Origin of the sequence: Pseudomonas sp. SCB32 (assembly GCF_009189165.1) — a bacterium.
In the GTDB taxonomy this organism is placed as follows: domain Bacteria; phylum Pseudomonadota; class Gammaproteobacteria; order Pseudomonadales; family Pseudomonadaceae; genus Pseudomonas.
Genome location: NZ_CP045118.1, coordinates 143,512 through 168,047, shown reverse-complemented (window position 1 = coordinate 168,047; position 24,536 = coordinate 143,512). Strand labels below are relative to the sequence as shown.

Genomic DNA, 24,536 nt, shown 5'->3' with positions numbered 1-24,536 from the left:
CATGGCCTTCTCGACCCAGGACAGCGACGAGGTTCTCTCCGAGATCAACGTCACCCCGCTGGTGGACGTGATGCTGGTGCTGCTGGTGGTGTTCATCGTCACAGCGCCGCTGCTGACCAACGCCATTCCGATCAACCTGCCCAAGACCGAAGCAGTCGCCCCGCCGGAGCAGAAGGACCCGTTGGTGGTCAGCATCGACGGCGCCGGCAAGTGGTTCATCAACAAGGACGAGGTCCAGCCGGAACAGCTGCAGACCAACCTGGCGGCGGCCAAGGCGAAGGACGCCGAGCTGCGCGTGCAACTGCAGGCCGACGAGGGCGTGAACTATGGGCAGGTGGCCAAGGCCATGGCCTCCATCGAGAAAGCGGGAATTACCAGGCTGGCGGTGATCACCGCACGCTGAGGTGGCTGTAAAACCCTTGAAATAGAGCGGGTGTACAACGGGACTTCCACAACAAGGCAAGCTTCAAGGTCGCTCACCCATTACTCAGGCAGGGGTGAGCGGCCTTTTTTATTCCTCTCCGGAGCTCACCTTTAGGAGCGGGCCATGCCCGCGATTCGCGCCCATGGGGCGCTCCTACAGGTTGACTCCGGAATCTCCTCCCCCGCCGTTCGTCGTCAACCCTGCCCCGGCGATATCCCTTTACCCATCAGGGCCTTCCGCACCTCGCGCGCATAAACTAAGTTGATGACAGTCTGGAGACCTGAGGGGTATCGCATGACATCGTCTCCCGCCCTGGATGGCCCGTTCTATCCTCCGACACTGGGGGTGCCGGAACGCTTCACACCACAGCAACTGCGCGCCTCGCTCGACATCACCATGGGCGAGCACGGCGCCGGCCCCGTCTGGCTGTTCGCCTACGGCTCGCTGATCTGGCGGCCGGAGTTCCCGGTCGCAGAGGCCCGTCGCGCGCGGGTCCACGGCTACCATCGCGGCCTCTACCTGTGGTCCCTCACCCATCGCGGCACGCCGGAAGCACCGGGCCTGGTACTGGGCCTCGATCGTGGCGGCTCCTGCTCCGGCTTCGCCTTCCGCCTCCCGGAGGACAACCTCGACGCTAACCTCTACGCGCTCTGGGAGCGGGAGATGCCGTACGCCTCCTACCGCCCAGAATGGCTGAGCTGCCGCCTGGACGACGGCACCCGCGTGCGCGCACTGGGGTTCGTCCTCGAACGCCACCTGCCCAGCTATGCGGGCGCCCTGCCGGACAACATCGTGCAACACGTGCTGGACAGCGCCCAGGGCCACTTCGGCACCACCCGCGATTACGTCGAACAGACCGCCAAGGTACTGCGCGACTACGCCATGCCCGACCTCAACCTGGAAGGCATCCTGGCGCGCTGCTGCCCACTGCATCGGGTACAGGACTGAATGCCTTATTGCCGTTCGTTAGATAGAAATACTGCATAAGCAAAGAATTTCTTATTCCTTAACGAATATTCAAACCCTCCCTAGAATGCCGTCTCATGACGATTCGAGAGGGCCGCTCCATGCGCAACGAACGCATCCGCTATCTGATCGTGCCGGGCTGGCACGGGTCCGAGGACGCCCATTGGCAGAGCCACTGGCAACGCGCCCTGCCCAATGCCGCACGGGTGCAGCAGCGTGACTGGATCAATCCGCAGCGCGCCGACTGGGTCGCCAAACTCGACCACGAGATTCGCCGCGAACCAGGACGCGTGGTGCTGGTCGCCCACAGCCTGGGCTGCGTGACCGTCGCCGCCTGGGCCGCCCGCGCCGACCGCCGCGTGTTGGCGCAGGTCTCCGGCGCCCTGCTGGTGGCGCCGGCGGATGTCGAGCGGGAAACCTGCCACGAAGCCCTGGTCAACTTCGCACCGATCGCCCGCCAAACGCTGCCCTTCCCGACTGTGCTGGTCGGTTCGGACAACGACGCCGCATGCAGCCCGCAGCGCGCGATGATCCTGGGCCGCGCCTGGGGCGCCGAGACCGTGATCCTGCCCTCCGCCGGGCACATCAACGTGAAATCCGGGCATGGCGCCTGGGAATCCGGCTACCGTCACCTGTACCGCCTGCAGTACCTGATCGACCAGCAGTCGCGCCAACGTGCCTGAGCCCTGACGCAGGACAGGGCAAGCAAAGTGTGACCACCGCACCTATCCCCTCTTGGCGCGGATTCGGCTAGGGTGAGGCAATGCCCCCGCCGGAGACCGCCATGCCACCGTTGCACGACCTGTCCGCCGTCGAACTGCTTGCCCTGTACCGCTCGCACCAGCTCTCGCCGGTCGAGTACCTCAAGCACCTGATCGCCCATATCGAACGCTGGGAACCGCAGCTCTGCGCGCTCTACGCCTTCGACCCGCAGCGCGCGCTGGAGCAGGCGCGGCGCTCCGAGGCGCGCTGGATACGCTGCGCCCCCTGCGGCGAACTGGACGGCGTGCCGGTGACCATCAAGGAACTGATCGCCACCAGCGGCGACCCGATTCCCCTGGGCAGCGCCGCCACCCTGCTGCAACCGGCCACCAGCGATGCGCCACCCGCCGCGCGCATGTTCGAAGCGGGCGCGATCCTGCTGGGCAAGACCACGGTGCCGGACTACGGCATGCTCTCCTCCGGGCTATCGAGCTTCCACAAGCTGGCGCGCAACCCCTGGGACCTGCGCATGAGCCCGGGCGGCTCCAGCGCCGGCGCCGCGTCGGCGGCGGCAGCTGGCTACGGGCCGCTGCACATCGGCACCGACATCGGCGGCTCGGTGCGCCTGCCCGCCGGCTGGTGCGGCCTGGTCGGCTTCAAGCCGAGCCTCGGGCGCATTCCCATCGATCCCTACTACACCGGACGCTGCGCCGGGCCCATGACCCGCACCCTGGACGATGCGACGCTGATGATGCAGCACCTGTCGCGCCCCGACTGGCGCGACGCCACGGCCTTGCCAGCGGCCGATCTGGACTGGCACATCCAGCCTGCCGACGTACGCGGTCTGCGCATCGGCCTGCAGCTCGACCCCGGTTGCGGCCTGCAGCCCGAACCCGAGGTGCGCGCCGCCGTGGAGGCTGCCGCGCGACGCTTCGCCGAAGCCGGCGCGGAGATCGTCGAAGTACGGCCGATCCTCGACCGCGAACTGCTGGAGGGACTGGACCGGTTCTGGCGCGCACGCCTCTGGGCCGAGCTGGAAAATCTGCCGGCGGAGCGCCAGGCCAAGGTGCTGCCCTATATCTACCAATGGGCCGAGGGTGGCGCGTCGGTCAGCGGGACCGAGGCGGTGCGCGGCTTCAACCGCACCTTCGAGATGCGCCGGCGCGCCGCCGAGCAGTTCCACGGCATCGACTTCCTGCTCTCGCCGACCAACCAGGTGGCCGCCTTCCCGGCGGAGTTCGCATCACCCACCAACGACCCGGCACGGCCCTTCGAACACATCGGCTTCACCGTGCCATGGAACATGACGGAGCAGCCGGCACTCTCAATCAACTGTGATTTCACCGCCGAGGGCATGCCCATAGGCTTGCAGATCGTCGGCCCGCGCTTCGCCGACGTCGAGGTACTGCGCCTGGGCAAGGCCTGGGAACGCTGGCGCGGCCCGGTGCCGCATTGGCCACAGCCTCCGGGCACCGACTAAGCTCAGGCCACACGCCGACCACAAGGATTCGATCGCGCGCCCATGCAGTACTCCTCCTACATCGCCCACTTGCTGGTGCTGATCCAGCTCCTGGGCATCGTTGCCGCGGTACACGCCGTACTCACCGTGCGCACCGCCCAGGGCGCCATCGCCTGGGCCACCTCGCTGGTGTTCATGCCGCTGCTGACCCTGGTGCCCTACCTGGTATTCGGCCGCAGCCGCTTCGATGCGTACATCGGTGCGCGGCGCCAGGCCAACGAGGAGATGCACGTGGCCGCCGCCGAGCTGGATTGGCGACCCTGGGTCGAGGAAGCCCTGGCGGCGCGCCAGTACGATGGTTACAAAGGGCTCAAGGCGATGGTCGGGCTGGCGCGCATGCCGACCCTGGCGAACAACCAGGTGCGCCTGCTGGTGAACGGCAAGGCCTCGTTCGATGCGATGTTCGAAGCCATTTCCGCGGCAAAGAAGGCCGTGCTCGTACAGTTCTTCATCATCCGCGACGACGCCCTCGGCCAGCGCCTGGCGCAGCTGCTGCTGGAGCGCGCGGCCAACGGCGTGGACGTGTTCCTGCTCTACGACGGCATCGGCAGCCACGCCCTGCCCGGCCGCTACGTCGAGAAGCTGCGCAATGGCGGGGTGCAGGTGCATGCGTTCAGCACCGGCAGCGGGATGATCAACCGCTTCCAGGTGAACTTCCGCAATCACCGCAAGATCGTGGTGGTCGACGGCGTGCGCGGCTTCGTTGGCGGGCACAACGTCGGCGTCGAATACCTTGGCGAGAAGCCGCCGCTGTCGCCCTGGCGCGATACCCATATCGAACTGCGAGGGCCGGCGGTGGCCTGCCTGCAGGAGTGCTTCGCCGAGGACTGGTACTGGGCCAGCCACACGCTGCCGACGCTGATCCTGCCCAAGGCCTACGAAGACTCAGGGATGCTCTGCCAGGTGGTGCCCAGCGGCCCGGCCGACCCACAGGAGACCTGTTCGCTGTTCTTCGTCGAGGCGATCAACGCCGCGATGGAGCGCATCTGGATCACCACGCCGTACTTCGTGCCCGACGAGGCGGTGGCCGCCGCATTGCGCCTGGCGGTGCTGCGCGGGGTGGACGTGCGCATCCTGCTGCCCTCGCGCCCCGACCACAGGACGGTGTACGCCGCCTCCAGCCTGTACGCGCTGGACGCCGTGCGCGCCGGTCTGCGCATCTTCCGCTACCAGCCCGGCTTCCTGCACCAGAAGGTGGTGCTGATCGACCACGACACGGCGGCGGTGGGCAGCGCCAACCTGGACAACCGCTCGTTCCGGTTGAACTTCGAGATCATGGTGGTGACCGTCGACGAAGGCTTCGCCCAGGAGGTGGAGCAGATGCTGGAGGCGGACTTCGAACGGTCGGTGGAGATGACCCTGGACGACCGCAAGCGCCTGCACCGGTTGCAGCAACTGGGCATGCGGGTGGCGCGGCTGGTGTCGCCGATTCTCTGAGGCAATTGGTGCGGCGATGTTCGCGAGCAAGCTCGCGAACGCTCTTCCCCACAAAAGAAAACGCCCGGCCACTCGGGTATGCCGGGTGCTGCTTTCTCAAGCTTCGTAGGATGGGTAGAGCGCAGCGAAACCCATGCTGTCGGTGCACCGGATTGATGGGTTTCGCGCTGCTCTACCCATCCTACGGAGAAGCCTTGCGCCGGGCTCAAATTCCACGCAAAAGAAAACGCCCGGCTCACTCTCGTGAACCGGGCGTCTTTTTAGCGCTGGGCCATCAGGCCGGCGCGGAGGAGCGGATCAGGTGGTCGAAGGCCGACAGCGACGCCTTGGCGCCTTCACCGACCGCGATCACGATCTGCTTGTACGGCACCGTGGTCACGTCGCCGGCGGCGAAGATGCCCGGCAGCGAGGTCTCGCCACGCGCATCGACGATGATCTCGCCTCGCGGGGTCAGCTCGAGGGTGCCCTTGAGCCAGTCGCTGTTGGGCAGCAGGCCGATCTGCACGAAGATGCCTTCCAGGTCGACGGACTTGAACTCTTCCGAGTTGCGGTCCTTGTAGACCAGGCCGGTGACCTTCTGGCCATCGCCTTTCACTTCGCTGGTCAGCGCGCTGGTGATCACGTCCACGTTCGGCAGGCTGAACAGCTTGCGTTGCAGGACGGCGTCGGCGCGCAGCTTGCTGTCGAACTCCAGCAGGGTCACGTGGCTGACGATACCGGCCAGGTCGATGGCCGCTTCGACACCGGAGTTACCGCCGCCGATCACCGCCACGCGCTTGCCCTTGAACAGCGGGCCGTCGCAGTGCGGGCAGAAGCACACGCCCTTGGCCTTGTACTCTTTCTCGCCCGGCACGCCCATTTCACGCCAGCGGGCGCCGGTGGCCAGGATCACGGACTTGGCCTTGAGGCTGCCGCCACCCTCGAACTGCACTTCGTGCAGGCCGCCGGCGGTCTTGGCCGGAATCAGCGCGCTGGCGCGCTGCAGGTTCATGATGTCGACGTCGTAGTGCCTGACGTGCTCTTCCAGCTGGCGAGCCAGTTTCGGGCCTTCGGTCTCGGTCACCGAGATGAAGTTCTCGATGGCCATGGTGTCCAGCACCTGGCCGCCAAAGCGCTCGGCCGCCACACCGGTGCGGATGCCCTTGCGAGCGGCGTAGATAGCAGCCGCAGCGCCAGCCGGGCCACCGCCGACGACCAGTACGTCGAACTCTTCTTTCGCCGACAGCTTCTCGGCTTCGCGGGCAGCGGCGCCGGTGTCTATCTTGGCGAGGATTTCTTCCACGCCCATGCGGCCCTGGCCGAACACTTCACCGTTGAGGTAGATGCTCGGGACAGCCATCACCTGGCGGCGATCGACTTCGTCCTGGAACAGCGCGCCGTCGATGGCGACGTGGCGGATGTTCGGGTTGAGCACGGCCATCAGGTTCAGCGCCTGGACCACGTCCGGGCAGTTCTGGCAGGACAGCGAGAAGTAGGTTTCGAACTCGAACGAACCCTGGATGCCCTTGATCTGCTCGATCACGTCGGCTTCGAGCTTGGACGGGTGGCCGCCGACCTGCAGCAGCGCCAGCACCAGGGAAGTGAATTCGTGGCCCATGGGGATGCCGGCGAAAGCCAGACCGATGTTCGCCCCAGGGCGGTTCAGCGCGAAGGACGGCACGCGAGCGTCGCTGCCATCTTCGCGCAGGGTGATCTTGTCGGTCAGGCCGACGATTTCGTGCAGCAGTTCGCTCAGTTCGCGGGATTTTTCGCCGTCATCCAGGGACGCAACGATCTCGAACGGCTGCGTGACCCTTTCCAGGTAGGCCTTCAACTGAGTTTTAAGCGTGGCGTCCAACATGATCCGACTTCCTTTGAAATTTTGGGCAAAAGAGTTCCCCGGCGCGCCCTTGTGGGCCGCCCTACGCAGGCTTTTGGCTTAGGTAGGGAGGATGCCGGTAGGCATCCTCGGGGTATTGCGAAACGGATTGGGAAGCGTCGTGAGCGAGCGCCCGGATGTTGCGCAGCAGGAGCTGCCGCGCAACCGCTTCCCACCCGTTTTTAGATCTTGCCGACCAGGTCCAGGGACGGAGCCAGGGTCTTCTCGCCTTCTTTCCACTTGGCCGGGCAGACTTCGCCCGGGTGAGCGGCGGTGTACTGGGCAGCTTTCAGCTTGCGCAGGGTCTCGCCGACGTCACGAGCGATCTCGTTGGAGTGGATTTCGACGGTCTTGATCACGCCTTCCGGGTTGATCACGAAGGTGCCGCGCAGGGCCAGGCCTTCTTCCGGGATGTGTACGCCGAAAGCGTTGGTCAGCTGGTGGGTCGGGTCACCGATCAGCGGGAACTGAGCCTTGCCCACGGCAGGGGAGGTTTCGTGCCACACCTTGTGGGAGAAGTGGGTGTCGGTGGTAACGATGTAGACCTCGGTACCGGCGTCACGGAAAGCCGCGTAGTTGTTGGCCGCGTCTTCGATCTCGGTCGGGCAGTTGAAGGTGAAGGCCGCCGGCATGAAGATCAGAACCGACCACTTGCCCTTCAGGGACTGTTCGGTGACTTCGATGAACTTGCCATTGTGGAAAGCGTTGACCTTGAACGGTTGAACGGTGGTGTTGATCAGGTTCATTAGGCAATTCCTCGTAAGAGAGTTGTCGTTTAATCGAGTGGTCGATCGTTAGAAATTCGACAGGGGGAAGATTATCGTCTGATGACAGGAAAGGCCCATTGATTTAGGGCATCATGTGGATTGAGTATCTCTATCGCTAGACATATAGAAGGAAGAAGTTTCCTATCAATCGTGGCATCCACGTCCTACGCGCAGAAGCCCGATGCAGAGCCTTCGCGCCGGCCGGCCCGGCCCGCGCGCACTCGGTAGCCGCACAGGCGCCACCCGAATCGCACCGGGTTCATGCCCGTCTCCATTCGTCGACATTCCTGGCTGTCTGGTCAAAAAGCACCACGAGCCTATGCTTGCCTTGAGGGCGCCGGCGCCTGACGACGAGGACTCCCCATGATCCTGTTCCTGCTGGGCGACGAGCTGATCCGGGCCGACGGCGCGGCACCGGAAACCAGCCTGCTCGACTACCTGCGCGGCCATCTGGGCCGCACCGGCACCAAGGAGGGTTGCGCCTCCGGCGATTGCGGCGCCTGCACGGTGGTGCTGGTCGAAGCCGACGGCGAGGCGCTGCGCTACCGCGCGGTGAACGCCTGCATCACCCTGCTCGGCGCGGTGCACGGGCGCCAGGTGCTGACCGTCGAACACCTGTCCGAAGGCGGCGCACTGCACCCGGCGCAGCAGGCGATGGTGGACTGTCACGGCTCGCAATGCGGCTTCTGCACACCGGGGATCGTCATGTCGCTGTTCGCCTGGCGGCACTCGCCGCCGCCCCACGACCGCGATACGGCGCTGACCGCGCTGTCCGGCAACCTGTGTCGCTGCACCGGCTACCGGCCGATCCTCGACGCCGCCGCGCAGATCGCCGCGCAGCCTTGTGCCGACCGCTTCGCCCAACACGCCGCGCTGACCTTTGCGCGTCTGCGCGAACTGCCGGCTACCGGCACCCTGCACGAAGGCGAACAGCAGGCCTGGCTGCCAACTTCGCTGGAAGAGCTGGACGAGCTGCTGCAACGCCAACCGCAGGCACGGCTGATCGCCGGCGGCACCGACCTGGCGCTGGAAGCGACGCAGAACCTGAAAGCCTTCCCGGCGCTCATCCACCTCGACCGCGTGAGCGCACTCCAGCGCCTGGAAGCCCACCCCGACCACCTGCTGATCGGCGCCGCCCGCCCCTACGCCGACTGCCTCGAAGCACTGGCGGAATTTCCCGGCGTCGCCGCCCTGCTGGAGCGCCTGGGCTCCCTGCAGATCCGCCAGCGCGGCACCCTTGGCGGCAACATCGCCAACGCCTCCCCCATCGGTGACATGCCGCCGGTGTTGCTCGCTCTGGATGCGCGACTGCGACTGCGCCGTGCCGGCAGCGTGCGCGAGGTCCCCATCGACGGCTTCTTCACCGGTTACCGCAAGACCCTCCTGCAACCCGGCGAGTACATCGAATCCGTGCTGATTCCCCGGCTGCGTGCCCACCAGCGCTTGCGCGTCGACAAGATCTCCAAGCGCCGTGACGACGACATTTCCGCCGTCTGCATGGCCCTGCGCCTGGACCTCGACGACGCCGGCATCGTCACCGATGCACGCCTGGCCTGCGGTGGCATGGCGGCCACGCCATTACGCGGTGCAAGGACCGAAGCGGCGCTGCGCGGCAAGCCTTTCGACGCCGCCGCCGTGGCCGCCGCGCAAGCGGCTGTCCCGCAGGATTTCCAGCCCATCGACGACCTGCGCGCCAGCGCCGCCTATCGCCTGAAGGTGGCGCAGAACCTCTTGCAGCGCGCACTACTGGAATGGACACAAAGCCCTGCGGAGGTGCGCCATGCGTAGTCTGCCGCCGCTGGCCAGCAACGGTGTGGCGGTCGCCGTGCACAGTGCGGGACAGGCCCGCGAACACGACAGCGCGGTGCTGCATGTCAGTGGCGCGGCGCGCTATGTGGACGACCTCAAGGAACCGCGCGAACTGCTGCACGCCGCCGTCGGCATGACCAGCATCGCCTGCGGCGCCGTGCTCTCCCTCGACCTCGACGCCGTACGCGCCGCCCCCGGCGTGGTGGCGGTGCTGACCCTGGACGACGTGCCCGGCCACACCGACATCGGCCCGGTGTTCCCCGGCGACCCGCTGCTGGCCGGTGACCGCGTGAAATACCACGGCCAGGCGCTGTTCGCGGTGGCCGCCGAGACACTGATCCAGGCACGCCGCGCGGTGCGTCTGGCAAAGGTCGAATACGCCGAGGAACGCGCCCTGCTTGACCCGCTCCAGGCCAAGGCCGAGGAGCGCTTCGTGCGTCCGCCGCACCACATGCACCGGGGCGATGCCGAGGCCGCGCTGGACACTGCTCCGCACGTACTGGAGGCCCGCCAGTTCGTCGGCGGCCAGGAGCATTTCTACCTTGAAGGCCAGGCCTCCCTGGCGCTGCCGGCGGACGATGGCGGCATGCTGGTGCACACCTCCAGCCAGCACCCGAGCGAGGTGCAGAAACTGGTGGCCGAGGTACTGGCGATTCCGCTGGCGAAGGTCACGGTGGAAGTACGGCGCATGGGCGGCGGCTTCGGCGGCAAGGAGACCCAGGCCGCACCCTTCGCCTGCCTCGCCGCGCTCCTCGCACGCAAGACCGGCCGCGCGGTGAAGCTGCGCCTGCCACGCGCCGACGACATGCGCCTGACCGGCAAGCGCCATCCCTTCCACAACCGCTACCGCATCGGCTTCGACGACGAGGGCCGGCTGCTGGCCGCGCAGCTGGAAGTGGTGGGCGACTGCGGCCATTCGCCGGACCTCTCCGACGCCATCGTCGACCGCGCGATGTTCCACGCCGACAACGCCTACTTCATCCCCGACGTCGCCATCTCCGGCTACCGCAGCTTCACCAACATCGTCTCGCACACCGCCTTCCGTGGCTTCGGCGGACCGCAGGGGATGATGATCATCGAGCGCGCCGTGGACGACATCGCCCGCGCCGTCGGCAAGGACCCGCTGGAGATACGCAAGCTGAACCTCTACGGCGGCATGGGACGCGAACTGACGCCCTACCACCAGAAGGTCGAGCACAACCTGCTGGGCGAGCTGATCGCGCGCCTGGAGCAGAGCAGCGACTACCACGCGCGGCGCTCGGCAATCCACGCCGTCAACGCCAGCAGCCCAGTGCTGAAGAAGGGCCTGGCGCTGACCCCGGTGAAGTTCGGCATCTCCTTCACCGCCCAGCACCTCAACCAGGCCGGCGCGCTGATCCACCTGTACACCGACGGCAGCATCCAGCTGAACCACGGCGGCACCGAGATGGGCCAGGGGCTGAACACCAAGGTCGCGCAGATCGTCGCGGAGGAATTCCAGGTGCCGCTGGAGTGCGTGGCGATCACCGCCACCCGCACCGACAAGGTGCCCAACACCTCACCCACTGCCGCCTCCAGCGGTACCGACCTGAACGGCATGGCCGCCCGCGACGCGGCGCGCACGCTGAAGAAACGCCTGGCGGAATTCCTCGCCGAGCGCGACGGGGTGAAACCGCAGGAGGTGCGTTTCGAGCACGGCGGCGTGACTATCGGCGGGCAGCACCTGGGCTTCGCCGAGGTCATCCAGGCCGCCTACTTCGCGCGCATCCAGCTCTCCGCCACCGGCTTCTACCGCACGCCGAAGATCTTCTACGACCGCGAGAAGGGCCAGGGCCATCCGTTCTTCTACTTCGCCTATGGCGCGGCGGTGTCGGAAGTGGACGTCGACACACTGACTGGCGAGTACCGTGTACGGCGTGTGGACATCCTCCACGACGTCGGCCGCAGCGTGAACCCCGCCATCGACATCGGCCAGATCGAGGGTGGTTTCGTCCAGGGCATGGGTTGGCTGACCACCGAGGACCTGCGCTGGGACGAGGCGGGCCGTCTCCTCACGGTCGGCCCCGCGACCTACAAGATTCCGGCGGTGAGCGACATGCCCGAGGACTTCCGCGTAGCCCTGTTCGACCGCCCTAACGAGGAGGACAGCGTGTACCTGTCCAAGGCCGTGGGCGAACCGCCGTTCATGCTGGCGATCTCGGTGTGGTCGGCACTGCGCGACGCCATCGCCAGCCTGGCGGATTACCGGGTGAGCCCGGACCTGGATACGCCGGCGACGCCGGAGCGGGTACTTTGGGCATGCGAGGCACTGCGCAAGGAGAAACGCTCATGACCCATACCTGGATGGACGCCATCGCCCGCCTGCGCGACAGCGCCGAGCCCTACGTGCTGGTCACCGTGATCGGCGTCCAGGGCTCCACCCCGCGCGAGTCCGGCAGCAAGATACTGGTGACCGCCGAGACCACGGTGGACACCATCGGCGGCGGCCACCTGGAGTTCGCCGCCATCGAGCACGCGCGCACGCTCCTGCTGGTCGGCAAGGACGCCCAGGCGCTGGAACACTTCCCCCTCGGTCCGCGTCTGGGCCAATGCTGCGGCGGACGCGCCAGCCTGCTGTTCGAGTGTTTCGCCGCGCGTGGGCCACAGGTGATTCTGTTCGGCGCCGGCCACGTGGGCCGCGCCCTGGCGCCGCTGCTGGCAGGCCTGCCGCTGCGCCTTCAGTGGGTCGACAGCCGCGCGGCGGAATTCCCCAGCCAGGTGCCCGACGGGGTGCAGGTCCGCTTGCTCGACGAGCCCGAAGACGCGGTAAGCGAAGCACCGCCGGGCAGCTACTTCCTGGTCATGACCCACAACCACCCGCTCGACTACGCCCTCGCCGAAGCCGTGCTCAAGCGCGGCGACGCCGGTTTCCTCGGCATGATCGGCTCGCGCACCAAGGCCCAGCGCTTCCAGATGCGCATGGGGCAGCACGGTTATCCACCGGAGACGATCGCCCAGCTGCACTGCCCCATTGGCCTGGCCGAGGTGCCCGGCAAGCGGCCGCTGGAGGTCGCGATCTCCATTGCCGCCCAGGTCATCGCCCGCTATCAGCAGGACGCGCCGCCGCGACAGACCCGCGAAGGCGTCGCCTGGACGGCGCTGTGCAGCGAGCCGACGAAAAGCTGACTGATTGGACAACAGTTTTTCGCGACCCCGCCGATAACCTCTCAACCCCGTCTCTTTGCCCGCCTTAGCCGCGTGCAATTCGCCGTGCGTTCGGAGGAAAACAAGAATATGCGCCTGCGAAGTATCCAGACCCAACTCATCCTCAGCATGGGCGCTGCCCTTCTGATCAGCCTGCTCATCGTCCTCGGCCTGTACGCCGTGCTGGTCAACCGCCTGAGCGAGCGCTACCTGCTCGAACAGGCCTTGCCGGCCAGCATCCAGGCTATCGCCAACGACTTCGAGCGACGCCTCACCGGACCGATCACCGCCGCCTCCGGCATCGCCGAGAATACCCTGGTGCAGGACTGGCTGGCGGGCGGCGAAAGCCCGGAGCGACTCGCCGACTTCACCCGCTACCTGGGTGGCATCCGCACCTCGCAAAAGGCCTTCGCCGCGCTGATCGCGTCGAACGCCAGCGGCGCCTACTACAGCGACAAGGGCAAGGAACGCACCCTGAGCCGCAGCGAGCCGAAGGACAGCTGGTACTTCCAGTTCATCGACAGCGGCAAGCCGCGCATGTGGAACATCGATACCGATGGCAGCACCGGAGAGCTGGCGCTGTTCATCGACCAGCGCGTGGAGCAGGACGGCAAGCTGCTGGGCATCGCCGGGCTGGGCCTGGAGATGCGCGAGCTGTCGGCGTTGATCCGTGACTTCCGCTTCGGCCAATCCGGGCGCGTTTACCTGGTGAAGAACGACGGACAGGTGCAGATCCATCCCGATCCGTCGTTACCCAAGGGCCGCAGCCTGGGCGACCTGGTCGGCGCGCAGACGGCGACCGCGCTGCTGGGCAAAGCGGATTTCCAGAGCGCCCATTTCCAGCGCGACGGCAAGGACTTCCTCGCCGCCAGCCTGCCACTGCGTGACCTCGGCTGGACCCTGGTGAGCGAGGTGCCGGAGGCGGAAATCTACGCCGACGCCCGCGAGGCGCTCGCGCTCTCCGGCCTGGCCGGCGCGCTGGTGGCACTGGTTTGCCTGGCGCTGGTGGTGCTGATGGCGCGCAGCCTGGCCCGGCCGATCCGCCAGGTCACCGGCGCCCTGCTGGAAATCGGTGGTGGCGGCGGCGACCTGACCCGTCGCCTGGACGACAGCCGCGCCGACGAGCTGGGCGACCTGGCGCGCGGCTTCAACCGCTTCCTCGAAGGCCAGCGCGCGCTGATCGGCGCCGTGCTCGCCACCAGCCAGCGGCTGTTGCAGACGGTCGGCGAAGTGGCGCGGGTGGTGGAGAACACCGCCGAGCACGCGGGCCGCCAGCAGGAGATGACCGACATGGTCGCCACGGCGGTGAACGAGATGGGCAGCACCGTGCAGGAGATCGCACGCAATGCCGAGCAGGCCGCCAGCGCCTCGCAGCAGGCGCGGGACGAAGCCGGCGAGGCGCGCCGGGTGGTCGACGGCTCGTTGCAGCTCGGCCAGCGCATGTCCGGGGAGATCGGCGAGGCCGCCAGCGCGGTGGGCCTGCTGGCCGATCAGGTAGCAAGCATCGACCAGGTGCTGGCGGTGATCCGTGGCGTATCCGAGCAGACCAACCTGCTCGCCCTCAACGCCGCCATCGAAGCGGCGCGGGCCGGCGAGCTGGGCCGTGGCTTCGCCGTGGTGGCGGACGAGGTGCGCACCCTGGCCAGCCGCACCCAGGGCTCCACGGATGAAATCCTCGCCATCATCCAGCGTCTGAAGAACGGCGCCGACACCGCCGTGCGTTCGATGCACTCCGGCCAACAGGCCACCGGCCAGAGCCTGGCCGCCAGCGAGCAGGCCGGCGCCTCGCTGGGCGCCATCGCCGACCAGGTGGAGCGCATCAGCGACATCAACCACCAGGTCGCCACGGCCACCGAGGAGCAGTCGGCGGTGACCGAGGAGATCAACCGCAACGTGCAGGGCATCGCCGACCTTGCCCACGCCACCAGCCGCGAAGTGCAGCACGGCAGCGAGCAGTGCCGCGAGCTGCGCGCCCTGGCCGACGACCTGGCGCGGCAGATGGCGCAATTCCGCCTGTAAGCCCTCAGCGCCGGCCTCTGCGCCGGCGCTTTTTCCCCAAAGTTACCCACAGGCTGACGAGGCTCCTCATCCGGCGCTTTGCCGCCGAGAGCGTGCCTGGGCGATCGATCGGCGCCGTAGCGGGGTGGCGAGACTGGACGAATCACTCATAGACTACCCACAGATTGTTCAGAGCTTCTGCACCGAGTTCTCCACCGCCACTGAACACTCGCTCGAAAGGCCCGAGCCCAGGCGCTACGGGCGCTGTATAAGTTCACTGAATAATTCGAGGGCTGCCTGATCAGAAAAGCCCGGCGAAAATTGCCAACAGCTTTTCCACAGCTTGTTCAAATATTGTTCAGCACTCGACAGCGCTTTTGATCAGAAATCAACCAGCTGCTGCCAGGCCACGGTTCATCGGGGCGAGCGCGGACGGACCACAGGTTATCCACAAGCGGTTCCACGGCGATTGGGGAGAAGCTTCAGGCGTCCAGGGACTCGGCATGGATACGGCCCCGGCTGAGGTCGCTGAGCAGCCGCTGCAGGGCCTCCACCTGGGCGGTGGGCAGGTTCAGGGTCAGCTGCACTCCGCTGGCGCCGTAGACCTCGTCTTCGATGGCGGCGCCCAGAGCCAGCAGCCGCGCCTTGAACAGCGCGTGCTCGGCGAAACTGCACTCGAAGGCCATCCGGGTGCTGGGCACCAGCTCCACGCGCGGCGCTTCCTGCAGGCATTTCGCCGCGCAGCCGCCGTAGGCGCGGGCCAGTCCGCCGGTGCCGAGCTTGATGCCACCGAACCAGCGGCTGACCATGACCACCACGCGGTCCATGTCCTGCCCTTCGATGGCTACCAGCATCGGTCGTCCGGCGGTGCCGCCCGGCTCGCCGTCGTCGCTGAAGCGGTACTGGTTGCCCAGCTTCCAGGCCCAGCAGTTGTGCCCGGCGCTGGCGTCACGGTGCGCGGCGAGGAAGGCCTGCGCCTCGGCCTCGCTGGCGATCGGCGCGGCGACGCAATGGAAGCGGCTCTTGCGGATATCTTCCTGGTAAACGGCGGGCGCGGCGAGGGTGAAACTCATGCAGTCACTGGCGGCGTCAGGCCGCAGCCCTTGAGGATAATGCGGATGAGGTTGTCGCTGGCCTCGCCGAAGTCCTGCCTGGACATGCGCTTGCGGCCGGTAACGAAGGCGATCTGGGTGGCGAAGTCGGCGTAGTGCTGGGTGCTGCTCCAGATCAGGAAGATCAGGTTCACCGGGTCGACCGGGTCCATCCGCCCGGCGTCGATCCAGGCCTGGAATACGGCGGCGCGGCCGGCGAACCAGGTGCGGTAGTCCTGGCTGAAATGCGCGGTCAGGCATTCGCCGCCACTGATGATTTCCATCGCGAATACCCGCGAGGCCTGCGGGTTACGGCGGGAGAACTCCATCTTGGCGCGGATGTAGGCGGCCAGCGCGGTGGCCGGGTCATCGTCCGCGGTCAGGTGGTTGAAGGTGCTGTCCCACAGGTCGAGGATGTTGCTCAGCACCGCCACGTACAGCCCCAGCTTGTTGCTGAAGTAGTAGTGCAGGTTGGCCTTGGGCAGGCCGACGCGCAGGGCGATGGTGTTCATGCTGGTGCCCTTGAAGCCGTGACGGGCGAATTCCTCCTCGGCGGCCGCGAGGATGGCTTCTTCGTTCTTCTGGCGAATACGGCCAGCGGGCTTCTCGCCGTTCTGGGCGGTATGGGCGGGCACTTGGAGGGTCATGCGGCAGATCCACGTCTACGGGGGGGCGCAGCATGGATAACCCAGGCGGGGCGGGCGATTCAAGCGCTCGGCGGAGAAAAAATGGCGATACGCCACGCGCGAACGCGGACCCCGCCGCACGGCGGGGCCCGGCGAGCCGTCAGAAGTGGTACTTGATCAGCGCGCTCATGGTGTTCTGGTCGGTGGTGAAGTACTGCGAATCCTTGATGCCGTACTTGTCGGACCAGTAGTCGTACTCGATACCCACGTACAGGTGCTTGGCCTCGTAGCCCATGGCCTTGCCCAGGTCGTACTTGAGCTGCGGGTTGAAGTGCAGGTTGGCGTGGTAGTTCGACTGGTCGGGGTGGCTGGAGCTGGCGTCCTTGTTGTTGACGACCCAGTCCATGAAGCCGTCGAACAGGATGTCGGAGCTGCCCACCGGGAAGGTGATTGCCCAGGCCGGGGTGATCTGCCAGGCACCGGACGGAACGCGGTCGCCATCGGGCTTGCGGTAGTAGAAGTTCAGCTGGAAGTAGTCGAAGCCGGGCAGGGCCAGGTCGAAGCCCGGGCCGAGCAGGTAGGACTCGACGTCGCCTTCGCCGAATTCGTAGGTGCTGGCCAGCAGCACGTCCTTGATCGGGCCGAAGGACAGGTCGGTGCCGGTGATCTTGCCGAAGGACAGACGCGGGCTGAACTCGCCGTAGTAGCTGTTCTTGCCGTTGTTCGGGCTTTCCTTGCCGTGGTAGTTGATCTGGTCGACGAAGAACCAGATGTCACCCCAGGTCCAGGCACTCGCGCTCTCGAGGGTGAAAGTCTGCTGGATCGGCGGGTCGACCTTGTAGTTCTTGCCCCACAGGTAGGACAGGCTTTCGTTGTGCCAGAGCAGCGGGCCATCGTGCGCGGCAGGGCCGGGAGTCAGGTCTTCACCGCCAGCCATGGCCTGGCCGGCCGCCAGCAGCCCGCTGGCGAGCAGCAGGGATGCGAGAGTGCGAGTCATGCGTTGCTCCTAATCAGTGCAGTCGAATTACGTTTTTAGTTGTCAGCGGAACCTGTCCTCATGGTCAGGTCTGGCCTGGAAAAGCAAGATTGGCGCCAAACCTGACCGGGTGTTCCATTTTTATTCCGGATCAATGACCGACCCGTACTTTTTGCGTGGCCCCTACCTGGGCGGCGGACACTTGCCGACCGGCTCTGGATCGACAATTTCCTGACCCGCAAGACAGCTTTGCCTGATTCCGGGGCAGCATCGCGTCATTCGGCACAGCCTTGGACGATCGCCGGGAAGAAAATTGGATACATGGCAATTCTGTGTTGAATCGAATCAACTCGAATTGTGTATACAACTATTCTGTGGGAAATCTACACAGTCGCCCGAGGGAAGCGTCACGCGTTTTTTCGGGCGCGAATAATGCCAGACGCGGTCGCGCGCCACACCTGAAGATTGCCCCTGGCCGCCGGGCGGTTGCGTTACCAGGTCGCGATGTGCGCGTCGGTGCGCGGCTCCGTACCACCGCAGAGCACGCCGCTCACGGGGTCGCGCAGGACGATCTGGCCACGACCGTAGGTGGTCAGGTCATGGGCGACTTCGACGTGGTGGCCACGCCGCGTCAACACCGCCGCCAGGCTGCGCGGTGCGTGGTATTCGATGCCCACGCGCTTGTCCCCCAGCCACTGCCAGCGTGGCGCATCGAGCGCGGCCTGGGGGTTCAGGCCGAAATCCACCAGGTTCATCACCACCTGCACGTGCCCCTGCGGCTGCATGTAGGCGCCCATCACGCCGAACGGGCCGAGCGGCACGCCGTCCCTGCTGAGGAAGCCGGGAATGATGGTGTGGAAGGTCTTCTTGCCCGGTCGCAGGGCGTTGACGTGCCGGGTATCGAGGCTGAATTCGGCGCCACGGTTCTGCAACGCGATGCCGGTGCCGGGTACCACAACGCCGGAACCGAAGCCGTGGTAGTTGCTCTGGATGAACGAGACCATGTTGCCCTCGCCGTCGGCGGTGGCCAGGTACACGGTGCCGCCGGACCTGGGCTTGCCCGGCAGTGGCTCCAGCGCACGCGCACCGATCAGCGCACGACGGCTGGCGGCGTAGTCGTCGCTGAGCAGGTCGGCCACGCTGACGCGCATGCAGTCCGGCTGGCCGATGTAGGCACGGCCGTCGGCGTAGGCGAGCTTCATCGCTTCCAGCTGGCGGTGCCAGGTTTCCGGGCTGTCGCGGTCGCCGAAGTCGAAGCCCTTGAGGATGTTCAACGCCATCAGCGCCACCACGCCCTGGCCGGAGGGCGGGATTTCCCAGACGTCGTAACCGCGATAGTTCAGCGAGATCGGCTCGACCCACTGCGGCTGGTAGCCGGCCAGGTCGTCGGCGCGCAGGTAGCCGCCACTGCGCTCGGCGTGAGCGGCGATGCCGCGCGCCAGCTCGCCCCGGTAGAAGCTTTCGCACTGGCTTTCGGCGAGGGCTTGCAGGGTGTCGGCCTGGTCCGGGTTGGCGAAGATTTCGCCGGCGAAAGGCGCGCGGCCATCCAGCAGGAATTCGTCGAACCAGGCCTGCAGCTCGGGATGCTGCGGCAGCGCCATGCGGAACTTGTCCAGGCCGCTCTGCCAGAGTCCGGCGATCACCGGCGAGACCGGGAAACCGTCGCGCGCCAGTTCGATGGCCGGCGCCAGCAGCTCGGCGAACGGCAGGCGGCCGAAGCGCCGCGACAGCTCCGCCCAGGCCGCCGGGCAACCCGGCACCGTGACCGGAGTCCAGCCGTACAGCGGCATCTTCGCATGGCCGGCGCCCTGCACCGCCTCGATGCAGAGCTTCTGCGGCGCCTGGCCGCTGGCGTCCAGGCCGTAGAGCCGATCCTTCACCCAGACCAGGGCAAAGGCGTCACCGCCGATGCCGCAGCCGGTGGGCTCGACCACCGTCAGCGCCGCCGCCGTGGCAATGGCCGCATCGATGGCGTTGCCGCCGCGCTTGAGCATGTCCAGCCCGACCTGCGCCGCCAGCGGCTGCGAGGTGGCGACCATCCCGCGGCGACCGAAGACCAGCGAGCGCTGCGAGGGATAGGGGTACTCCTGGGCGGAAAAACTGAGCATCGGCGTCCTCCGGATACGGCTTGAGGCGGCAGGGTAGCCCTGCCAGACTTCGTCAACTAGCGACATACTCTCAAGATATACCGATGAAAGGACAAGCTCCCGAACTGCAGCGCCTGATCCCGGTGCTCGAACGCCTGCCGCGGCCGGTCTACGCCCGCGCCGAGCGTCTGCGCGCCGGCTCCTGGACCAGCCGTCACCATCACGCGTGGGTGCAGCTGTCCTATGCCATCACCGGGGTACTCGGGGTGCACACCGCCGAGGGCAGCTTCTTCGCACCGCCGCAGCGGGCGATCTGGATTCCGGCCTACCTGGAGCATGAGGTGGTGACCTCGACCCAGGCCGAGATGCGCAGCCTGTACATCCGCGACGACGCCTGCGCATGGGCCCCGGACCGCTGCCGGGTGCTGGAGGTAACACCGCTGGCCCGCGAGCTGATCAAGAGCTTCTGCGAGCTGCCGGTAGATTATCCCCAGGGCGACAGCCCCGAATCGCGGCTGGTGGAAGTGCTGCTGGACCAGCTGCACACCCTGCCGGAAGTCGCCTTCTCCCTGCCGATGCCGCAGGAGCCGCGGCTGCTGCAGCTGTGCCAGGCGCTGATCGAGCAGCCCACGGACAACCAGACCCTGGGCGACTGGGCGCAGCGCATCGGCACCTCGGAGAAGACCCTGTCGCGCCTGTTCCAGCGCGAGACCGGGATGACCTTCCGCCTCTGGCGCCAGCGCCAGCGCCTGCTCGCCTCCCTCGGTTCGCTGGAGGCCGGCGACAGCGTCACCGCCGCCGCGCTGGACTGCGGGTATGACTCCACCTCGGCGTACATCGCCTCGTTCAAGGGGTTGTTCGGGTTTACGCCGGGGGATCTGTTCCGCCAGCGGTAGATCGTGCCGGTGGATGCCGATCGCGGACGGAGTCCGCTCCTACCCAAGGCCTACCCCCGCGTAGGAGCGGACTCCGTCCGCGATTGGCTGAATCCCGCACCGAAGCCACGCCGGAGCACCTTTTGTAGGAGCGCGCCATGCGCGCAATCGCGGGCATGGCGCGCTCCTACAGGTGACTGTCACTATCGGCGGATTTCCGCTCAACACCCTCCTCCATCGGCGCGCCTTCGCCTGCCCGCGCCCCCATGGAATCGCTGAAACCGTTCTGCCACGCGGCTTTCGCGCCTTGGCACGCTGCCTGCTATCGCCCTCCACACTGCGCCGCCCTCGCGGCGCGCCGGCGTGCCGTTCCGCAGTCCGTACGCCTGACGACAACAACGACAAGAGGAATACCCATGGATAGCGCAAGCGCCGTCTCCGCTTCTGCCGCACCCCGCACGACTTCCCAGCGCATCAAGTCGATCTTCAGTGGCTCGGTCGGCAACCTGGTCGAGTGGTACGACTGGTACGTCTACGCCGCCTTCTCGCTGTATTTCGCCAAGGCGTTCTTCCCCCAGGGCGACATGACCGCCCAACTGCTGAACACCGCCGCGATCTTCGCCGTGGGCTTCCTGATGCGCCCGATTGGTGGCTGGCTGATGGGTATCTATGCCGACCGCAAGGGCCGCAAGGCGGCGCTGCTGGCCTCGGTCCTGCTGATGTGCTTCGGCTCGCTGATCATCGCCCTGACCCCCAGCTATGAAACCATCGGCGTCGGCGCGCCGATCCTGCTGGTGCTCGCGCGCCTGCTTCAGGGCCTGTCGGTGGGCGGCGAATACGGCACCTCCGCCACCTACCTGAGCGAGATGGCCAACAAGGAGCAGCGCGGCTTCTTCTCCAGCTTCCAGTACGTGACCCTGATCTCCGGTCAGCTCATCGCCCTGGCGGTGCTGATCGTGCTGCAGCAGACCCTGACCACCGAGCAGCTGGAAAGCTGGGGTTGGCGTGTGCCGTTCTTCATCGGCGCACTGTGCGCGGTGGTGGCCATGTTCCTGCGTCGCGGCATGGAAGAGACCGAGTCCTTCACCGCGAAGAAGGAAGAGCCCAAGGAAAGCCTGATGCGCTCGCTGATGCGCCATCCCAAGGAAGTGCTGACCGTGGTCGGCCTGACCATGGGCGGTACCCTGGCCTTCTACACCTACACCACCTACATGCAGAAGTACCTGGTGAACACGGTGGGGATGAGCAAGACCGACTCCACCATGATCTCGGCGGCCACCCTGTTCCTGTTCATGCTGCTGCAGCCCATCGTCGGCGCGCTGTCGGACAAGATCGGCCGTCGCCCGATCCTGATCGCCTTCGGCGTGCTGGGCACCGTCTTCACCTACCCGATCCTCAGCACCCTGCACAGCATCGACACCTGGTGGGGCGCGTTCTTCCTGATCATGGCCGCGCTGGTCATCGTCAGCGGCTACACCTCGATCAACGCCGTGGTCAAAGCCGAGCTGTTCCCCACCGAGATCCGCGCCCTGGGCGTGGGCCTGCCTTACGCGCTGACCGTGTCGATCTTCGGCGGCACCGCCGAGTACGTGGCGCTGTGGTTCAAGAGCATCGGCATGGAGAGCGGCTTCTACTGGTACGTCACCGCGTGCATCGCCTGCTCGCTGCTGGTCTACGTGACCATGAAGGACACCCAGAAGCACTCGAAGATCACCACCGACTGATTGGGCTCTTTGCCCAGACCCCGGCGCACACTCTCCGGGGCGTTTTATCCACAAGGCCCGGCTCGATGCCGGGCCTTTTCGTTCCGAGCCCTGTGAAACTCGGTGCTGGCCAGGGCGCTTCGGGTTCGAGTCCGGCCTGGACGGTGACAGCGGAGTATCGGCGTATAACCGCGAACGGTTATACGCCCTACGTTATGCTCGCCATCATCTTCCCCTCCGATACCTGTCCATGAAGCAGATCCCCCTCGGCCCGCTGCAGGCCCGCGAGCTGCGCGGTGCGCACAGCGGCCCCTTCGATCTCGACCTGGCGCCCGGCCGCTGCACGGTACTCAGCGGCCCTTCAGGCATCGGCAAGAGCCTGCTGCTGCGGATGCTCGCCGATCTGGACCCGAACCAGGGCCGGGTCAGCCTCGCCGGGGTCAGCCGCGAGAGCCTGCCGGCCAGCGCCTGGCGGCGCCTGGTCACCTACCTGGCGGCCGAGTCCGGCTGGTGGGAGGACAGCGTCGCCGCGCACTTCACCGACCTCGATGCCGTGCGCCCGTTGCTGCCGCAAGTGAACCTCAATCCGGCGCTGTTGCAGGCCCAGGTGATGCAGTTATCCACCGGCGAGCGCCAGCGCCTGGCGCTGCTCCGCGCGGTGGTGCAGAACCCGCGCTTCCTGCTGCTCGACGAGCCCACGGCGGCGCTCGACCCGGCCAGTCGGGACTGCGTCGAACAACTGCTCGGGCGCCTGCAGGCGCAGGGCATGGGACTGCTGCTGGTCAGCCACGACGTCGAACAGGCGCGACGCCTCGGGGATGTCCGGCTGCTGCTCGACGGCCAGGGCCTGCGTGAGGTGGTGGCATGACACCGATCCAGCTGAGCCTGCCGGAACTGGCCCTTGCGGCCCTGCTGATCGTCGCCGCCGCCGCGCTGTCCTGGGCGCTGCGCCTGGGCCTGCAGCGCACGCTGCTGGTCTCTGCCGTGCGTCTGGTGGTGCAGCTGGTGCTGGTGGGGTTGTTCCTGCGCCAGGTGTTCGCCCTGTCCTCGCCCTGGCTGACCGCCCTGGTGGTAGCGGGCATGCTCGGCGCCGCCACCTTCGAAGTCGGCTCGCGGCAGCGGCGCCGCCTCGCCGGCTTCTGGCACCTGGGAATCGGCGGCGGCACCGTGGGCGTCGCCACCCTCGGCATCGCCCTGTTCGCCCTGGCCAGCAGCCTGCGCCCGCAACCCTGGTATGACCCGCGCCACGCCATCCCGCTGGTGGGCATCATCCTCGGCACGGCGATGAACGCCGGCAGCCTTGCGTTGAACCAGGTATTCGCCAGCGTCACCCGCGAGCGTGCCGCCATCGAGGCGCGCCTGGCGCTGGGCGCCGACCGCTACACGGCCCTCGGTGGCGTACTGCGCCGCGCGCTCTACACCGGATTGATCCCCACGCTGAACCAGATGGCTGCCGCCGGCATCATCACCCTGCCAGGGATCATGACCGGCCAGATCCTCGCCGGCATGGACCCGCTGGACGCCGCGCGCTACCAGATCCTGCTGATGTTCCTGCTGGCCGCCGCCGGCTTCGCCACCGCCCTCGGCGCGGTCTTGCTGTCGGCCTGGCGGCTCACCGACGAGCGTGACCGGCTGCGCCTGGACCGCCTGCGCGAGGAGAAATGAGCGGGTATGCTGGAGCATTGCCAACGCCACCGGAGCGCACCATGAGCACTGCCAAATCCGCCCTGATCATCGGCGCCTCGCGCGGCCTCGGCCTGGGCCTGGTACGCGAGTTGCTCCAGCGTGGCTGGGATGTCGCCGCCACGGTGCGCGACGTTGTCCACCCTGGTGAACTTGCAGACCTGCCGGTGCGCATCGAACCGCTGCTGCTCGACGACATCCACTCCCAGGACCGCCTCGCCGAGGCCCTGTCCGGCTCGCGCTTCGATCTCGTGTTCATCAATGCCGGCATCTACGGCCCGGCGCACCAGTCGACGATCGACGCCAGCCTCGCCGACGTCGGCCAGCTGTTCATGGTCAACGCCGTGGCGCCGCTGCGCCTGGCCGAACGCCTGCTGCCCCACCTCGATGGCGAGCGCGGCGTACTGGCCTTCATGACCTCGGAACTGGGCAGCGTCGCCGGCAACGAGTCCGGCGGCATGGCGCTGTACCGGGCGAGCAAGGCGGCGCTCAACTCGCTGACCCGCAGCTTCGTCGCCGAACTGGGCGAAACCGGCATCACAGTGCTCAACCTGCACCCCGGCTGGGTACGCACCGACATGGGCGGCGACGCCGCGCCGCTGGAAGTGCACACCAGCGTGAAAGGCCTCGCCGACCAGGTCGAAAACCATGCCGGACGCGGCGGCCAGTTCTACTTGGACTACCAGGGGACGACGATCGACTGGTGACGAACCGCACCGGCGGCGTTACCATGCGCCCACGTCTGACCTCCGGGTCAACGCACCTGGATCAGCAGACAGGGTGAACACTGAGCTGGCTTCCCAACCAAAGGAGCCGGCTCGCCTCAGGCGCAGCTCCGCCCAACGAGGAATCA

The 24,536-nt window shown here is 66.9% G+C and carries 20 protein-coding genes and 1 pseudogene; 15 read left to right on the top strand and 6 right to left on the bottom strand.

The features are described 5' to 3' along the window. Position 1: 1 nt before the first annotated feature. From GA645_RS00780 to cls, 5 genes are all read left to right on the top strand, one after another. Positions 2–403, top strand: a complete 402-nt coding sequence (locus GA645_RS00780; protein WP_152219031.1) for a biopolymer transporter ExbD — start codon at positions 2–4, stop codon at positions 401–403. Between the two features lie 315 nt (positions 404–718). Next, positions 719–1,372 (top strand): gamma-glutamylcyclotransferase, encoded by a 654-nt coding sequence (locus GA645_RS00775; RefSeq protein ID WP_152219028.1) that lies wholly within the window; start codon positions 719–721, stop codon positions 1,370–1,372. A gap of 119 nt (positions 1,373–1,491) precedes the next feature. Beyond that, entirely contained in the window at positions 1,492–2,073 is a 582-nt protein-coding gene (locus tag GA645_RS00770) for an alpha/beta hydrolase (RefSeq protein WP_152219026.1), read from the top strand. A 101-nt stretch (positions 2,074–2,174) separates the two neighbouring features. Further along, complete coding sequence (locus GA645_RS00765; protein WP_152219025.1) at positions 2,175–3,572, top strand: amidase; 1,398 nt, start codon at positions 2,175–2,177, stop codon at positions 3,570–3,572. A 42-nt stretch (positions 3,573–3,614) separates the two neighbouring features. Beyond that, entirely contained in the window at positions 3,615–5,048 is a 1,434-nt protein-coding gene (gene cls, locus GA645_RS00760; RefSeq protein WP_152219023.1) for a cardiolipin synthase, read from the top strand. 274 nt (positions 5,049–5,322) lie between these two features. On the opposite strand, the gene ahpF is transcribed toward cls, so the two are convergent. Further along, complete coding sequence (gene ahpF / locus GA645_RS00755) at positions 5,323–6,888, bottom strand: alkyl hydroperoxide reductase subunit F (protein WP_152219021.1); 1,566 nt, start codon at positions 6,886–6,888, stop codon at positions 5,323–5,325. A 200-nt stretch (positions 6,889–7,088) separates the two neighbouring features. Then, positions 7,089–7,652: an alkyl hydroperoxide reductase subunit C gene (gene ahpC / locus GA645_RS00750; RefSeq protein ID WP_152219019.1), complete on the bottom strand. Its 564-nt coding sequence runs from the start codon at positions 7,650–7,652 to the stop codon at positions 7,089–7,091. 384 nt (positions 7,653–8,036) lie between these two features. Here ahpC and xdhA point away from each other — a divergent pair, with 384 nt between their 5' ends. From xdhA to GA645_RS29205, 5 genes and pseudogenes are all read left to right on the top strand, one after another. Then, positions 8,037–9,461 carry a xanthine dehydrogenase small subunit gene (gene xdhA / locus GA645_RS00745; RefSeq protein ID WP_152219017.1) on the top strand — a complete coding sequence of 475 codons (1,425 nt, stop codon included), beginning with the start codon at positions 8,037–8,039 and terminating at the stop codon, positions 9,459–9,461. Then, complete coding sequence (gene xdhB / locus GA645_RS00740; RefSeq protein ID WP_152219015.1) at positions 9,454–11,793, top strand: xanthine dehydrogenase molybdopterin binding subunit; 2,340 nt, start codon at positions 9,454–9,456, stop codon at positions 11,791–11,793. The genes xdhA and xdhB overlap by 8 nt, the downstream gene beginning before the upstream one ends. Further along, positions 11,790–12,626, top strand: a complete 837-nt coding sequence (xdhC, locus tag GA645_RS00735; RefSeq protein ID WP_152219013.1) for a xanthine dehydrogenase accessory protein XdhC — start codon at positions 11,790–11,792, stop codon at positions 12,624–12,626. The genes xdhB and xdhC overlap by 4 nt, the downstream gene beginning before the upstream one ends. Positions 12,627–12,734: 108 nt before the next feature. After that, positions 12,735–13,748 (top strand): annotated as a pseudogene (locus tag GA645_RS29210) (cache domain-containing protein); the annotation flags it as partial. 177 nt (positions 13,749–13,925) lie between these two features. Further along, positions 13,926–14,663, top strand: coding sequence for a methyl-accepting chemotaxis protein (locus tag GA645_RS29205; protein WP_372239824.1), 738 nt, complete (start codon positions 13,926–13,928; stop codon positions 14,661–14,663). A 461-nt stretch (positions 14,664–15,124) separates the two neighbouring features. Here GA645_RS29205 and GA645_RS00725 read toward each other — a convergent pair whose 3' ends face one another. The 4 genes from GA645_RS00725 to GA645_RS00710 form a co-directional block, all read right to left on the bottom strand. Beyond that, positions 15,125–15,715 (bottom strand): YigZ family protein, encoded by a 591-nt coding sequence (locus GA645_RS00725; RefSeq protein ID WP_152219009.1) that lies wholly within the window; start codon positions 15,713–15,715, stop codon positions 15,125–15,127. After that, positions 15,712–16,380: a TetR/AcrR family transcriptional regulator gene (locus GA645_RS00720; protein ID WP_152219007.1), complete on the bottom strand. Its 669-nt coding sequence runs from the start codon at positions 16,378–16,380 to the stop codon at positions 15,712–15,714. The genes GA645_RS00725 and GA645_RS00720 overlap by 4 nt, the downstream gene beginning before the upstream one ends. A gap of 139 nt (positions 16,381–16,519) precedes the next feature. Then, positions 16,520–17,356 (bottom strand): outer membrane protein OmpK, encoded by an 837-nt coding sequence (locus tag GA645_RS00715; RefSeq protein WP_152219005.1) that lies wholly within the window; start codon positions 17,354–17,356, stop codon positions 16,520–16,522. 470 nt (positions 17,357–17,826) lie between these two features. Further along, positions 17,827–19,443: a gamma-glutamyltransferase family protein gene (locus GA645_RS00710; RefSeq protein ID WP_152219003.1), complete on the bottom strand. Its 1,617-nt coding sequence runs from the start codon at positions 19,441–19,443 to the stop codon at positions 17,827–17,829. 77 nt (positions 19,444–19,520) lie between these two features. On the opposite strand from GA645_RS00710, the gene GA645_RS00705 reads away from it, so the two are divergent. The 5 genes from GA645_RS00705 to GA645_RS00685 all read left to right on the top strand — a co-directional run bounded on the left by GA645_RS00705 (position 19,521) and on the right by GA645_RS00685 (position 24,390). Continuing rightward, complete coding sequence (locus tag GA645_RS00705; protein ID WP_152227838.1) at positions 19,521–20,318, top strand: helix-turn-helix transcriptional regulator; 798 nt, start codon at positions 19,521–19,523, stop codon at positions 20,316–20,318. 395 nt (positions 20,319–20,713) lie between these two features. Further along, the gene (locus GA645_RS00700) at positions 20,714–22,021 is read left to right on the top strand and encodes an MFS transporter (protein WP_152219001.1); all 1,308 of its coding nucleotides are present in this window, start codon (positions 20,714–20,716) and stop codon (positions 22,019–22,021) included. 229 nt (positions 22,022–22,250) lie between these two features. Further along, on the top strand, positions 22,251–22,868 hold the full coding sequence (locus tag GA645_RS00695) for an ATP-binding cassette domain-containing protein (protein ID WP_152218999.1): 618 nt from the start codon (positions 22,251–22,253) through the stop codon (positions 22,866–22,868). Beyond that, a complete protein-coding gene (gene fetB, locus GA645_RS00690) occupies positions 22,865–23,665 on the top strand; it encodes an iron export ABC transporter permease subunit FetB (protein ID WP_152218997.1) in 801 nt (266 codons plus the stop codon). The genes GA645_RS00695 and fetB overlap by 4 nt, the downstream gene beginning before the upstream one ends. Before the next feature lie 41 nt (positions 23,666–23,706). Beyond that, positions 23,707–24,390 (top strand): SDR family oxidoreductase, encoded by a 684-nt coding sequence (locus GA645_RS00685; protein WP_152218995.1) that lies wholly within the window; start codon positions 23,707–23,709, stop codon positions 24,388–24,390. The last annotated feature ends 146 nt before the right edge of the window (positions 24,391–24,536 follow it).